The organism is Nocardia sp. NPDC051321 (genome assembly GCF_044455225.1).
Classification (GTDB): Bacteria; Actinomycetota; Actinomycetes; order Mycobacteriales; family Mycobacteriaceae; genus Nocardia.
The window spans coordinates 243,414-257,475 of the sequence record NZ_JBITEM010000010.1 but is presented as its reverse complement, the minus strand read 5'-3'; the positions used below and the strand labels follow the sequence as shown (position 1 = coordinate 257,475).

13 protein-coding genes are annotated in these 14,062 nt (G+C 66.0%); 8 read left to right on the top strand and 5 right to left on the bottom strand.

The genetic code is table 11. The features are described 5' to 3' along the window. Positions 1–7: 7 nt before the first annotated feature. Entirely contained in the window at positions 8–589 is a 582-nt protein-coding gene (locus ACIA8C_RS25005; RefSeq protein WP_397138627.1) for a PadR family transcriptional regulator, read from the bottom strand. Between the two features lie 159 nt (positions 590–748). Here ACIA8C_RS25005 and ACIA8C_RS25000 point away from each other — a divergent pair, with 159 nt between their 5' ends. Further along, positions 749–1,498, top strand: a complete 750-nt coding sequence (locus tag ACIA8C_RS25000; RefSeq protein ID WP_397138625.1) for an alpha/beta fold hydrolase — start codon at positions 749–751, stop codon at positions 1,496–1,498. A 79-nt stretch (positions 1,499–1,577) separates the two neighbouring features. Here the strand turns inward: ACIA8C_RS25000 and ACIA8C_RS24995 are convergent, their stop codons facing one another. Then, positions 1,578–3,872: a molybdopterin guanine dinucleotide-containing S/N-oxide reductase gene (locus ACIA8C_RS24995; protein ID WP_397138623.1), complete on the bottom strand. Its 2,295-nt coding sequence runs from the start codon at positions 3,870–3,872 to the stop codon at positions 1,578–1,580. Positions 3,873–3,970: 98 nt separating this feature from the next. Further along, positions 3,971–4,447 (bottom strand): nitroreductase family deazaflavin-dependent oxidoreductase, encoded by a 477-nt coding sequence (locus tag ACIA8C_RS24990; protein WP_397138621.1) that lies wholly within the window; start codon positions 4,445–4,447, stop codon positions 3,971–3,973. Between the two features lie 162 nt (positions 4,448–4,609). Between ACIA8C_RS24990 and ACIA8C_RS24985 the strand changes: the two genes are divergently transcribed. Then, positions 4,610–5,179: a nitroreductase/quinone reductase family protein gene (locus ACIA8C_RS24985; RefSeq protein ID WP_397138619.1), complete on the top strand. Its 570-nt coding sequence runs from the start codon at positions 4,610–4,612 to the stop codon at positions 5,177–5,179. Here the strand turns inward: ACIA8C_RS24985 and ACIA8C_RS24980 are convergent. Continuing rightward, positions 5,160–5,513 (bottom strand): rhodanese-like domain-containing protein, encoded by a 354-nt coding sequence (locus ACIA8C_RS24980; protein WP_397138617.1) that lies wholly within the window; start codon positions 5,511–5,513, stop codon positions 5,160–5,162. The genes ACIA8C_RS24985 and ACIA8C_RS24980 overlap by 20 nt on opposite strands. Positions 5,514–5,599: 86 nt before the next feature. Between ACIA8C_RS24980 and ACIA8C_RS24975 the strand changes: the two genes are divergently transcribed. The 5 genes from ACIA8C_RS24975 to ACIA8C_RS24955 all read left to right on the top strand — a co-directional run bounded on the left by ACIA8C_RS24975 (position 5,600) and on the right by ACIA8C_RS24955 (position 11,408). Then, the gene (locus ACIA8C_RS24975) at positions 5,600–6,043 is read left to right on the top strand and encodes a MarR family winged helix-turn-helix transcriptional regulator (protein ID WP_397138615.1); all 444 of its coding nucleotides are present in this window, start codon (positions 5,600–5,602) and stop codon (positions 6,041–6,043) included. A 153-nt stretch (positions 6,044–6,196) separates the two neighbouring features. After that, positions 6,197–8,476, top strand: coding sequence for an MMPL family transporter (locus tag ACIA8C_RS24970; protein ID WP_397138613.1), 2,280 nt, complete (start codon positions 6,197–6,199; stop codon positions 8,474–8,476). 80 nt (positions 8,477–8,556) lie between these two features. Next, complete coding sequence (locus ACIA8C_RS24965; RefSeq protein WP_397138611.1) at positions 8,557–9,495, top strand: TIGR03621 family F420-dependent LLM class oxidoreductase; 939 nt, start codon at positions 8,557–8,559, stop codon at positions 9,493–9,495. A gap of 375 nt (positions 9,496–9,870) precedes the next feature. Continuing rightward, the gene (locus ACIA8C_RS24960) at positions 9,871–11,199 is read left to right on the top strand and encodes a family 1 glycosylhydrolase (RefSeq protein ID WP_397138609.1); all 1,329 of its coding nucleotides are present in this window, start codon (positions 9,871–9,873) and stop codon (positions 11,197–11,199) included. After that, positions 11,196–11,408 carry a hypothetical protein gene (locus ACIA8C_RS24955; protein WP_397138607.1) on the top strand — a complete coding sequence of 71 codons (213 nt, stop codon included), beginning with the start codon at positions 11,196–11,198 and terminating at the stop codon, positions 11,406–11,408. The genes ACIA8C_RS24960 and ACIA8C_RS24955 overlap by 4 nt, the downstream gene beginning before the upstream one ends. A 30-nt stretch (positions 11,409–11,438) precedes the next feature. On the opposite strand, the gene ACIA8C_RS24950 is transcribed toward ACIA8C_RS24955, so the two are convergent. Then, entirely contained in the window at positions 11,439–12,137 is a 699-nt protein-coding gene (locus ACIA8C_RS24950; protein ID WP_397138605.1) for a TetR/AcrR family transcriptional regulator, read from the bottom strand. A gap of 197 nt (positions 12,138–12,334) precedes the next feature. Between ACIA8C_RS24950 and ACIA8C_RS24945 the strand changes: the two genes are divergently transcribed. Continuing rightward, entirely contained in the window at positions 12,335–14,056 is a 1,722-nt protein-coding gene (locus tag ACIA8C_RS24945) for a GMC oxidoreductase (protein WP_397138603.1), read from the top strand. Positions 14,057–14,062 lie beyond the last annotated feature (6 nt).

The following is a 14,062-nucleotide window of genomic DNA, read 5'->3' as shown; positions in this document are numbered from 1 at the left end:
TTCCCCCTCAGAACGTGCCGGGCTCAGGCCACGGCAGTGAGCCGTCTCGGATCTCGGCGATGGTCTGCCTGGTCCAGTCGAGTTCGGCCTGCCAGGCATGGCGCTGGTACTCGACTTCGATCATGAACAGCCGTGGAGCTCCCACGCCGACGGTCTGCTCGAGCGTGCTGTCCGCACCGGAAATGCGTTCGGCCAGATGGCGAGCGCGCTCTTCGAGAGCATCGGCCGCCCCGACCGGCCCCAACGCCCCGAGGTAGCTGACCGCGGCAAGGAACTTCGGGAACTCCGCGACCGGCGTTCGCACCAGTTCGTCCAGCCATGCGACGAATTCCCGGCGCCCGAGTTCGGTGTGCGCGTACACCGTTCGCTCCGGCCGGTTGCCATCGCGGACCGTCTCGACCGGCTCGATCCAGCCGTGCCGCGCCAACGCCTCGACGGTGTCATAGAGCGAGCCAGAATTGATTTTGAAACTGTCGCCCTTATGACGTTCCCGCAGCGTAGCTGCCATTTCATACGGGTGCATCCGCTGCTCGAGCAGCAGCCCGAGCAGCGCGAGTGCCAGCGTGTTGGTTATCTTGCGGCGTGCCATGGATAGTCGCTTCCTACTAGTCGGATCCGACTATACGCCTCGGCGGGATGTGAGGCGCCGACTGGTGAGATCTGCGCGGCCGGTGGCCGATTGGATCGCACGTAGGATTCCCGATAAGAATTCTCGCCGCGGCGGGAACCGATTGCGGCGGGGAGGCCGATGATGCTGGAACAGGCGATCAGTGTGCTGCGGGAGGGCAGTGGGCCGGAGGTTGTGCTGGTGCACGGAGGGGCGGGGCCGACGACTACGTGGGCGGGACTGGAACCGTTGCGGGCGCGGTGGACGCTGGCATCGGTGTATCGGCGGGGATTTCCGCCCAGCCCGGCGCCGGTCGGCGGGAGCCAGGACTTCGAGGTGGACGCCGACGATATCGCTGCGGTGATCGGTGACATGCGCCCGCACATTGTCGCTCATTCGTATGGCACGCTCGGGACGCTCATCGCCGCCGCCCGGCACCCGAACTCCGTACGCTCGCTGACCATCATCGAATCGCCGCTGTACTTCGTGGCCGGCGACGATCCGCTCGTGCACAGGTTGCGGCAACTCGGCGACACCGTGCTCACGAATGGTCTCGATACCGACACCGCGCAGCTGCGCGAATTCCTCACTCTCGCAGGCTCACCGGTCACCGATGGGCAGCCCCTATCCGCCGGAACCGTGGCGGCGGTGCGGCGCGCGCATCGCGGGCGACTGCCGAGTGAGGCGCGACCACGGTTGGAAGCGATTCGCGCGCACGGCATTCCCACCCTGGTCGCCTCGGGCGGTCACTCCCCGGCAGTGGAACGGATATGCGACGGGCTCGCGGACGCCTTGAACGCACAGCGGGTGGTCGCACCGGGTGCAGGGCATTTCGTCCCGGCGGCACCGGGTTTCGCCGAGCGCTTGGAGCAGTTCCTCGCTTCGGTGTGAAAGACCTAGGATTGGACCCCAGAGCAGTTCGCAGGCGTTCGGCCAATGCCTCTGCCTGCTCCTGCCGCGGCCTTCGCTGTTACGGAAGGTGTTGTGCCGCAATGGTGGCGGGGGGTTGGTTCACGGTCAGGGCGGGGGCTGTTCCTTCGTATCGCTCGATTTCGACCAGCGATAGCTGGCCTGTGCAACCCTGGCTCAGGGCTGAGGAGGGGCGGTCGGGGGTCAGGACGTTGGGGTTGCCGTGGCGGCAGAAGGCGGGGTTGGCCGGGTCGGGGTCGTACCAGGCGCCGGTCGATAGTTGGGCGACACCTGGGCGCACGGCGTCGTCGATGGTGAGTCCGGCCAGGCAGCTGCCGCGTTTGCTGCGGATGCGGACGGTGTCGCCGTCGTGCAGGTCGCGGGCGGTGGCGTCGGTGGGGTGCAGGCGAACCGGTTCACGTCCGGCGATCTTGGTGGATTGGCTGTAGGCGCCGACGTCGAGTTGGCTGTGCAGCTTGGCGCGTGGCTGGTTGGCGACCAACTGCAGCGGGAATTCGGCTGCGGCCGGGGCACCTAGCCATTCCTCGGGTTCGAGCCACGTCGGGTGGCCGGGGCAGTCCGCGTAGCCGAAGCTGTCGATGGTTTCAGAGAAGATCTCGATCTTGCCGCTCGGGGTGGCTAGCGGAAATCGGTCCGGGTCGCCGCGGAAGTCGGCAGCGAGTATCTGATCCTCGTCGAGGATCGGGAGTTCGATGTGCTCGCTGGCCCAGAACGTGTCGAAGTCCGGCAGATCGTGGCCGCCCTGGTGCTGTCGCCATTCCTCGTAGAGGTAGCGCAGCCACTCGTCGGCGGTGCGGCCCTCGGTGAATTCCTTGCCGACCCCGAGGCGTTCGGCCAGCTCGCCGAAGATGGCGTAGTCGTCGCGCGCGCTGCCGTGCGGGCGGGTGATCGCCTTCATCGGGAACAGCACGCGGTCGTTCTCGCCCGCGCCGTAGTCGTTACGTTCGATCGTCATGGTGGCGGGGAGCACGAAGTCGGCATGCCGGGCGGTCGAGGACCAGAACGGATCGTGCACCACCACCGTCTCGGGCCGGGCGAACGCCGCGCGCAGCCGGGCCAGATCCTGGTGGTGGTGAAAGGGATTCCCGCCGGCCCAGTACACCAGCCGAATATCGGGGTAGATCAGCTGCTGCCCGTTGTATTCGAAGGATTGACCTGGATTGAGCAGCATGTCGGCGATGCGCGCGACCGGAATGAAGGTGTCGACTCCGTTGACACCCTGCGGCAATCGCGGCGGCGAGAATTCCCGCGCTGGCTCGCCCACGCTCGCCGCCGACCCGTAGCCGTGCCCGAACCCACCACCGGGCAACCCGATCTGGCCGAGCATCGCCGCGAGCACCACCCCCAACCACAGCGGCTGCTCGCCGTACTGTGCGCGCTGCAACGACCAGCTCACCGTCACGAAGGTCCGAGCCGCCGCCATCTCGCGTGCCAGCGCCCGGATCCGTTCGGCGGGCAGGCCGGTGAGCGCCGCGGCCCACTCCGGGGACTTGACGATCCCATCCGTCGAGCCACGCACATAGCCGATGAATCGCTCATAGCCGACGGTGTACTTGTCCAGGAATGTCTTGTCCGCCAACCCCTCCGCGTCGAGCACCTGCGCCAACGCCAGCATCAACGCCGTATCGCTGCCCGGCCGCGGCGCGAGCCACTCCGCCTCGGCCTCCGCCGGAATGTCGTCACGCAACGGCGAGATCGACACGAACCGGCACCCCCGCGCCCGCGCCGCGCCGATCCAGCCCCGGCTGTTGTGCCGGGACACACCACCCGGCGACACCGCCGAGTTCTTCGGCGACAACCCGCCGAACGCCACCACCAACTCTGTATGCCGCGCCAGCACCGTCTTCGCCGTCGCCCGCTCGATAACGAAACCGAGATGGCCGAACACATGCGGCATCAAGACCTGCGACACCCCGAGGCTGTAACTGTTGACGTGCCGCACATACCCGCCGAGGCAGTTGAGGAACCGATGCGTCTGGCTCTGCGCGTGATGAAAACGCCCCGCACTCGCCCATCCATAGGATCCGCCGAACACCCCCTCGGCACCGTGCTCGCGATACACCCGCCCCAGCTCACCGGCCAGCAGATCCAGCATGGTCTCCCACGACACCGGCACGAACGGATCTGTCCCGCGCCCTGCCGCGCCCGGCCCGCGCTCCAACCAGCCTTGCCGAACATAAGGCTGATCGACCCGGGTCGGATGATGCTGCGCGGACGCCACATTCTCGATCAGCCGCATCGGCTCCGGATCGCCGCGCCATGGGCGAACAGCGGTCAGCCGCTCACCGTCGCTGTCGGCCTCGAAGGCACCCCAATGCGTCAGATGCGTGGTCATCAACACACCGTAACCCGGACCTCCGACAAACTGGGAGCCACCTCGACAAGATCGCGAAAGCGCGACTCACCCCCGCCCCGAACACATTTCGCGCAGACTCAAACCCGGCGCAGCTCGAACATCCGGAACTGACGCCCGCCGGACAGCTCGTACTCCATCTCGTATCCAGGCCAGAACTCGACGGCCAAGTCCCAGGCGGATTTGCGATCGACACCGGTGAGCTCGGTCACCGACACCGTGAACTGCTCACCCTTGTGCCGAACGGTCGCGATACCCGCGGCACGCAAATTGGCCGACCACACCGGATGCTTCGGGCTGCCCCAGTTCGAGCCGAGCACGAGGAAGCCGTCACCGCGCGGCACGTACAGCAGCGACGTGGTCCGCGCGATACCGGTCTTGCGGCCCGCGACGGTGACCTCGATCGAGGGCAGCCCGACCACATCCAGCACGCCCCTGCGGCCGTTGGTCCAGCGCCGAACGACGCGCTCGACCGGAATGACGACCGGCGCCGTGCGCATGACCCAGCGCTGTTGGGCCAGCTTGCGAGCAATCGGCGGCAGCGGATTCGACACCATCTCAGAATCCTGACACGTCGCGGTTCGTCAGCGGCACCGCCAGGCCGGGACCGAGGGGCATGTCACAGCGAAACTCGCGCGCAGCGCGCAAAGTCGTTGACAGACAACGCCACAAACGGCGAAACGTTCCGCGACAAGCCCGCGCGGCGGACCATGGAAGCTATGCAGGACTCAGCGCCCGCCGAGCCGACCAGTGAACGACTGCGCAAGATCCGGATCGCCGCCACGGCCGAAGCCGAGAAACACACCCGCCTGGTTCGCACCGAGCGAGCCGGTCGCATCGTCAGCGCCGCGATGCTGCCGTGGTTCCGGGTCCGAGCCCCCGAGGGCTATGGCGTGATCACCACCACGGGCCGAATGACCGGCAAGAAACGCCAGAAATGCGTCCGGGTGATCCGCCGCGACAACCGCGCCTACCTCGTCCAACTGGTCCCGCCGCACCTCGCGATCACCAGGCCCGCGGCGGCCAGCGCATGGCTGCTCAACATCCGCGCCGACCCCCACGTCCGAATCCGTCTGCCGGACGGCACTTTCGACGGCATCGCCCGCGAGATCACCGACCCCACCGAACGCGCGATCGCGCGCACCATCCTGTGCGAAACAGTCACTCCGATGGACTACGGCGAATGCACGTTGCACCTGCGCGGGCGACCGAGTCGAGCCAAAATCCAAGAACTACACCGTTATTGGTTCGACACCGGCACTCCGCTTGCTATCGAGGTCGCGCCGTAGGGAGTTCAGGCCCCTCCTCCACCGGAAGCCCGGCCTCCGACCAATCCTGAATCCCCGCCCGATACGCGCGCACATTCGTGTACCCCAGCCCCCGCAGCTTCACCGCGACATTCTCACTGTTGCGGCATGCTTCGTTCGCACAGTAGGTCACAATCGCCGCGTTGCGATCCGGAAGCAGTTGTCCGGCAACCGTTTCCACGTCGGATTCGACCAGGACCCGCGCGCCGGGCAGATGCGCCTTCTCGTAATAGCCGGCCCCGAGCGTGTCGAGAACCGTCACCGAACCCGCCTCGATCGCAGCCGCCAGCTCCGCCCGGGCAATGACATCGGTCATGAGATTTCCTTTCTCCGAACACAATTTATGTGCGTGTGCACGCTACTATATGCGTGCGGGCGCACACAAGTGGGTAAGCTCGCCCCGTGACCGACAACCACCACGCGGCAGCCAACGCCTGGTCCGCGTTCCTGCGCGTGCACGCCAAGCTGGTGCCCCAACTCGACGCCGACCTGCGCATCTCAGTCGGACTCCCCCTCGCCTGGTACGACGTCCTGCTCGAACTCGACGGCGTACCTCCCCTGCGCATGACCGACCTCGGCACCCGCGTCGTCCTCAGCCGCACCCGAGTAAGCCGCCTCGTCACCGAACTGGAAAACGCAGGCCTTGTCACCCGCGAAGCCAACCCCGACGACGGCAGATCCGCCTTCGTCACCATCACCGAGACCGGACGCACCCGCCTCCACGAAGCCGCCCCGCGCTACCGCGCGGGCATCGAACAACGCTTCGCAGGCAAACTCGACCCCGACGAACTGCGGACACTCACCAGAACACTCGGCAAAATCCTTGGGCCAACGGATATTTCCTAGCAAAACTCTCAGGAAGACCCCTCCGGCGCACCGGTACTTTGGATAGCGCGCATATCGGGCGCGACCACCGGAAGGAAGCAATCTCTTGATGATCGGTGCCCTCAGGCCGCTGCTCGCACGACCGACCTGTCCGCACCTCCGAAGAGCCGCCTGATGTTCGCGCGCTGGGGAGATGTCGTCCACCGGTTCCGATTCCTCGTCATCGGCGTCGTCGGGGCGGCACTGCTCGCACTCGGCGGGTACGGATCCGACCTGTCACACCACCTGGCCTCCGGCGGGTTGGACGACCCCACCTCGGAATCCGCCAAAGCCGCCCGCTTATCCGACCAGGCATTCGAGCGCGACCACCGAGCCGACGTCCTCGTGCTCTACACCGCCCCCGCCGGGGTATCGCTCGACGATCCAGCGTTCAGCGCCAAGATCGTCGACAACCTCAACAGCCTGCAACGCCTGCACCCCGACGAAATCGACAAGGTCAACGGCTCCTACTGGAAGACCGAGACCGGCCAACAGCAACCGAGCGCGTTCGGCCGAGCGGACCTGAACCGAGCCTTCGCCTCGATCGCCATCAAAGGCAACACCGACACCGAGATGGTGAACAACTTCCGGAAAGTGAAGGACGTCTTCTACATTCCGGGCGTCGACGTCCAGGTCGCCGGACTCCAACCTGTCGCGGGAACACTGACCTCCTCGCTCGACGAGGACATCCACCTGATGGAAATGGTCGCCTTCCCCGTGGTGGCCGTGCTGCTGTTCTTCATCTTCGGCGGATTGGTCGCCGCCGCGCTCCCGTTGATCGTCGGCGGACTCACCGTCATCGGCGCCAACGGCATCATTCGCGCCTTCACCGAATTCACCGACGTCAATTCCTTTGTCTCCGGCGTCGTCTCGATGATCGGCGTCGGCCTGGCCATCGACTACGGCCTATTCATCGTGAGCCGATTCCGCGAGGAACTCGCCGAGGGCTACGACACCAAGACCGCCGTGCGCCGCGCGGTGATGACCGCGGGCCGTACCGTGGTGTTCTCGGCGACCATGATCATCGTCAGCCTCGGCGGCATGCTGATGTTCCCGCAGGGCTTCCTCCGATCGATGGCCTACGCCTCCATCGCATCGGTCTCCCTGGCCGCGTTGACGGCACTCACCATCCTGCCCGCGCTGCTGAGCGTCCTCGGCCCGCGCGTGGACATGCTCGGACTCGAGCGTTTCGGCAAGAACAAGACCGCGCAAGAGGTGGAGAACGGTTTCTGGGGCCGCTCCACCCGATGGGTGATGAAGCACCCGAAACGAATCGCCGTCCCGATCTGCCTCGGCCTACTGCTGTTGATCATTCCGGTGAAGAACATCGCCTTCGGCGGATTCAGCGAAACCTATCTGCCACCGAACGACCCGACCCGGATCGCCCAACAAGAATTCGACACCACCTTCCCCATCCGCAAAGCCGACCCCGTGCAGCTCCTGTTCATTTCCGACAACACCACCGCCATCGGCAATGTCCTGAAGCAAGCCAATCGAGCGCCGGGTCTGATCACACCACCGGGCGGCACCGGCCCCTTCGCCACGCCGAGCTCCTCCACCAAACGCCCCGGCGTCTATCGCACCGAAGCGGCACTCGCCGTCAAGAACGCCAACACCACCGTCGACTATCTGCGCTCGATCCAGCTACCCGACGATGTGACCATGCTCGTCGGCGGTACGCCCGCGATTCAAAAGGATTCCATCGACGGCCTTTTGGGTCGCATCCCCTTCATGGTCGCGGTGGTTCTCTTCCTCACCACGATGCTGATGTTTCTGACCTTCGGCTCGCTCATCCTGCCGATCAAGGCCGCCCTGATGAGCGCACTCGGCCTCGGCTCCACCCTCGGCATCCTCACCTGGATCTTCGTCGACGGAAACGGCTCAGGACTACTCAACTTCACCCCACAGCCGATCCAAGCGGCGATTCTCGTGCTGATCATCGCCATCATCTACGGCCTCTCCACCGACTACGAGGTATTCCTGTTGTCCCGCATGGTCGAAGCCCGCTCCAAGGGCGCGACCACCACCGAGGCGATTCGGATCGGCACCGCGCACACCGGCCGCATCATCACCGCCGCCGCGCTCATCCTGCTCGTCGTCACCGGCGCGTTCGCGTTCTCCAAGCTGGTGATGATGCAGTACATCGCCTACGGCATGATCGCCGCACTGATCATCGACGCGACCATCCTGCGCATGCTGCTGGTACCCGCGGTCATGAAACTCCTCGGCGACGACTGCTGGTGGGCACCGGCCTGGATGAAACGCCTACACGAACGCATCGGCCTCAGCGAACCGATCCTCGCCGACGAGCACCACGCCACCCGCCACATGACCGACCTCGTCCAAACCACCCCCGTCACCGACCCGGTGACCGTGCGACTGCCCGTCGTCACCGCGGATCAAGCCCGGCGCTGACGCCGAATTCGCCCTCAGCGGAATCACTTACGCCGCACGGCCGACCCGAATTAGCGTGGGCAGCTCGAAGGGAGGCGAGCATGAACGCTCCGATCAAGTTCTCGATGACCGCCAATGTGATCGAGGTCGGCACCTGGCCGGACTTCGCCCGAGGGTGCGAGCGAGAGGGTTTCGACGCGCTCATGGTCCCCGACCATCCGGGGTCGTTCGTCTCCCCTTTCGTGGCCCTCGCCGCGGCCGCGACGGCCACCGAGACGATCCGCCTCGGAACCAACGTGGTGAATGCCGGGATGTGGGAACCGTTCCTGCTGGCCGGTGAAGTCGCCACGCTCGATGTCGTGTCCGGTGGGCGTGCGCTGTTCGGGATCGGCGCCGGGCACACCCCCGCCGAGTGGACCATGCAGGGGCGCGAGCATCCGTCGGCCGCCGCACGGGTCGACCGGATGGTCGAGGTCACCGATACCACGCGCCGGTTGCTCGCCGGAGACACCGTGACCTTCGCGGGTGCGCATGTGCAACTCCAAGAGGCCGTGCTGACCAGACCGCAGCCCATTCAGGACCCGATACCGCTTCTGGTCGGCGGCAATGGGACCCGCGTGCTGCGGTACGCCGCCGCGACTGCGGACATCGTCGGATTCTCCGGGCTCGGCCGGACCCTGCCCGACGGGCACAGTCACGAAACCCGGTGGAGTCGCAATCAGATCGACGCGCACGTCGAGATCGCGCGCGACGCGGCACAACAGGCAGGCCGCACGCCCGCGTTCGAGGCGCTCGTGCAGCACGTGGAGATCACTGACGACGCCGAGGCCGCCTGTGCGCGCTTCGCCGAGGACATTCCCACCACCAACGTCGCCGAGTTGCTCAGCGCGCCGTACGTATTGATCGGCACGGTGGACGAGCTGGCCACCGAGCTGCGCGCGCACCAGCAACGTTGGGGGTTCGACCGATTCGTCATGCGCACCCCGGCCCGTACGGCAGGCGCCCAACTCCTCGCGGCACTCGCCGCAACGGACAAGTAGACCGGCTGCCTCGTCCTCTCGTCTTGGCTGATGAGGGGGCGGGACAGTTGGATTCTGCATTGGTGATTTGTGGTGAGGTTCAATCGAATAGTTCTGCATGCGTAAATGCGCATATCTACGTAACTAGATGTCTTTTCTATTTTGATACCTTCCATCGACTTCACCTGCTCTCCACCCCAAGACGTCACCACGCCGGAAACTCCAGGCCCACAACCAGACTCCCGTCTAGGCGTGATCGATCCCTACCCCACCGGTGAAGCTCGACTCCCCTACTCCGGAACAACGCACCGCCCCAGATCCACCGGAAACGGACATACGACCAGTTACGCTGTCCCCCAGGTCCATGGCCCCGGTCATCCGCTGAACAGGAGTCCGATGCGAGCACAGCGCCGTCGCCACGTCTTGCTCACCCTCGCGGCCACCACCGCCGCGCTGCTCGTCGGCAGCACTGCCACCGCCGCCGCGCGTCCAGCGCCGCCCGCTCAGGTCGCACCGCTGGGTGCGGACTTTCTCTGGGGTGTCGCCGCATCCGGATACCAGTCGGAGGGCCACGCACCCGACAGCAACTGGTCTCGCTACGTCGCGGCCGGGAAAACCCCTGACCCATACGGCGATTCGATCGATTTCTTCACCCGATACCGCTCGGACATCGCGTTGGCCGCCCAGCTCGGCGTCAAGGTCTATCGGATCGGCCTCGAGTGGGCGCGAATACAGCCGAGGCCCGGCGAGTGGGACGAGACCGGACTCCGCTTCTACGACAACGTCATCGCCGCGATCACCGCGGCGGGCATACGACCGATGCTCACCATCGACCACTGGGTCTATCCGGGTTGGGAGGTGGACCGCGGCGGCTGGCGCAACGCGGGCATCGTCGAGGACTGGCTCGCCAACGCCCGCGCCGTCGTCGACCGCTACGCCGCCGGCGACCCGCTGTGGGTCACCTTCAACGAGCCGACGTTCTACCTCGTCAACGAACTGCAAAAGGGCGGCATCTCCCCCGTCGACATCCCCGCCATGCACGATCGAATCGCCCAAGCGCACAACAGCATTTACGACTACATCCACACCGTCCAGCCCGGCGCGCTGGTCACGAGCAACGTCGCCTACATACCCACCGGCGAGGACATCGTCAACAAGCCGCTGCTCGACAAGATCCGCGCCCGGCTCGACTACATCGGCATCGACTACTACTACGGCCTCTCCCCCGAATCCTTGCTGGCGGGCCCGCCCGACTTCGAAAGGCTGTGGACCCAACCACTTCAGCCGGAAGGCATTTACTACGCCCTGCAGCATTACGCCCGGCAGTTCCCCGAAAAGCCGCTCTACATAGTCGAAAACGGCATGCCTACCGAAAACGGCGCGCCCCGAGCCGACGGCTACACCCGCGCCGACAACCTCCGCGACACCGTCTACTGGCTACAGCGTGCCAAATCCGACGGCATGAACGTCATCGGCTACAACTACTGGAGCCTCACCGACAACTACGAATGGGGTTCCTACACCCCACGTTTCGGCCTCTACACAGTGGATGCACTGACCGACCCGACCCTCACCCGCAAGCCCACCGACGCAGTCCCCGCCTACACCGCGATCACCCAGGCCGGCGGCGTCACCCCCGACTATCGCCCCACCCGGGCACCGCAGCCGTGCTCGTTCGTAGACGCCGCGGCCAGCTGTCTGGATCCCGTCACGGTGCCACGATGACAGCACCCCAACCCGGAACCCCCAGCGCCACCGCGATTCTGCAACGCTGGCAGGACTCCGGCGCCATCTGGCGCGTCCTCTCCCGCAGATCGGACCGCGTCACCGTCGGCCTCTACGAATGCACCGGCGGCCAGGAAGTCGACCGCTTCACCTCCGACGACCCAGCGCTGCTTCAGTTCCTTGGCGAGCGGCTCAGCAACGAGGACTGACCATCGGGATGACCACTCCCGCAAGGTAAGTCAGGGCCGGTATCCCAACATGTCCAGCAGGGCGTCGAGCTGGAGTTCGAAGAGCTCGTCGCGGTCGGCGAAGGTTTCGGTGCCGTACATGTCGAAGACGTCGGCGGTTACCGCACCGAAGAGGCTTGCCCAGAAGGTGACGCCGCGGGTGATCAGCCAGTCGGGGATGTCGAAGTGGGCTTCGTTGCGTATTTCGGCGAAACTTGTTGCGAGAGGCGCAGATATACGCGGGTCGGTAGCGGGTGCGTGGAGTAGGCCGGACTGGTGGGCGCGGGCGAAGAGGGATTGCAGGGCGATGATCACGCGGGTGCCGGGGGCCATGGTCTGGTCGGCTGGCGCGTCATAGCCGGGCACCGGGGTGCCGAAAAGCAGGCCGTAGCGGGCGGGTTCGGCGGTGGCCCAGCGCCGGACGGTGCGGGCCAGCACGCGCATTTGCTCGATCGGATCGTCGGGTGCGTCGGCGAGGGCGGCGTCGACCGCGTCGCCGAGTGCGTTGTATCCGTCGATGACCAACAGGGTGAGTAGTTCGTCGCGACTGCTGACGTAGCGGTAGACGGCCGAGGAGACGACCCCGAGATCACGGGCGACCGCGCGCAGCGACAGTGCCGCGGCACCGTCGGTGGCCAGATGTTCGCGGCCGATGCGGACTATGTCGGTCATGGTCTGTGCCCTTGCTCGGGCGCGCGGCGTAGTCGGCATGACTCCACCGTGCAATATTCAGAGAGCGTTGTCAACAACAGTGAGCATTGCTCTCCTCAGCCCTTCGGAAGTCACAGCCCTGACCTCGAAAGCGACTGGCATCGGTACAAGACCGCGGCACCCGCCCTGGTTCGGCGCACAACCTACCCGGTAGTAGTGTTACCCCAGTCACTGGCGACACTATCGAGGAGCTTCCTATGGACCAGCGAGCAACGGATTTCGACGTCCTCATCGTCGGTTCTGGGTTCGGTGGCAGCGTCACCGCGCTGCGGTTGGTCGAGAAGGGCTACAAGGTAGGCGTTCTCGAAGCGGGCCAGCGGTTCGCCGACGACGAACTGCCGAAGACAAGCTGGGAGCTGAAGAAGTTCCTCTGGGCGCCGAAGCTCGGCTGCTACGGCATCCAGCGCATCCACCTGCTGCGCGATGTCCTCATCCTCGGCGGCGCCGGTGTCGGCGGTGGCTCGCTGAACTACGCCAACACGCTGTACGTGCCGCCGGAGCCGTTCTTCCGGGACGCGCAGTGGCGCGACATCACCGACTGGCAGACCGAGCTCGCGCCCTACTACGAGCGCGCGCAGAAGATGCTCGGCGTGGTGCGCAACCCGCACATGACCCCGGCCGACGAGGTGTTCAAGCAGGTCGCCGACGACCTCGGTGTCGGCGATACCTTCGTGCAGACCCCCGTCGGCGTGTTCTTCGGCGAGCCGGGAAAGACGGTGGCGGATCCGTACTTCGGCGGCGTCGGGCCCGAGCGCACCGGCTGCGTCGAGTGCGGTGACTGCATGGTCGGCTGCAAGTTCGGCGCCAAGAACACGCTCGTGAAAAACTACCTCTACCTCGCGGAACAGGCCGGAGCGCAAGTCATTCCGATGACAACCGTCACCGACCTGCGCCCGCACCCGGACGGCACCTGGGACGTGTCAACGGCGCGCACCGGCGCTTGGCTGCGTAAGCAGCCCAAGACATACACCGCGGCGAACGTCGTACTCGCGGCAGGCACCCGAGGCACCCAGCAGCTGCTGTTCGCCATGAAGGACAAGGGCGCGCTGCCGGAGCTCTCGGAACGCCTCGGCCAGTTGACCCGCACCAACTCCGAATCGATCGTCGGTGCCGCGACCAAAAAGGTCACGCCCGGTGTCGATTTCACCAAGGGCGTGGCGATCACCTCGTCCATCCACCCCACGCCGGACACGCACATCGAGCCGGTTCGCTACGGCAAGGGCTCCAACGCCATGGGGCTGCTGCAGACGCTGATGGTGGACGGCGGCGGTCGCATTCCGCGCTGGCTGCGCTTCCTCGGCATCCTGCTGCGCCGCCCGATGGACCTGCTCAGCTTCCTGAGCACCAAGGACTGGAGCGAGCGCACCATCATCTCGCTGGTCATGCAGCACCTGGACAATTCGATCACCACCTACACCAAGCGCGGGCTCTTCGGCCGCAAGCTGACCAGCAAACAGGGTCACGGCGAACCGAACCCGACCTGGATCCCGGTCGGCAACGACGTCACCCGGCGGGTGGCCGCCAAGATCGGTGGCATCGCGGGCGGCAGCTGGGGGGAGATCTTCAATATCCCGCTCACCGCCCACTTCCTCGGCGGCGCGGTCATCGGCGCCGACGCCGAGCACGGCGTAATCGACGGCTACCACCGCGTTTTCGGCTATCCCACGCTCAGCGTCGTCGACGGCGCGGCGGTCTCGGCCAACCTCGGCGTGAACCCGTCCCTCACCATCACCGCCCAGGCCGAACGCGCCGCCGCCTACTGGCCGAACAAGGGCGAGGTGGACACTCGGCCCCCGCTCGGCGCCACCTACCAGCAGATCGCACCGGTCGCACCGGTCGCCCCCGCGGTACCGGCGAACGCGCCTGCCGCACTTGTGCTTCCGATCGTCGAGATCAGGAAGACCCCGGCCGCGGGCTGACACGTT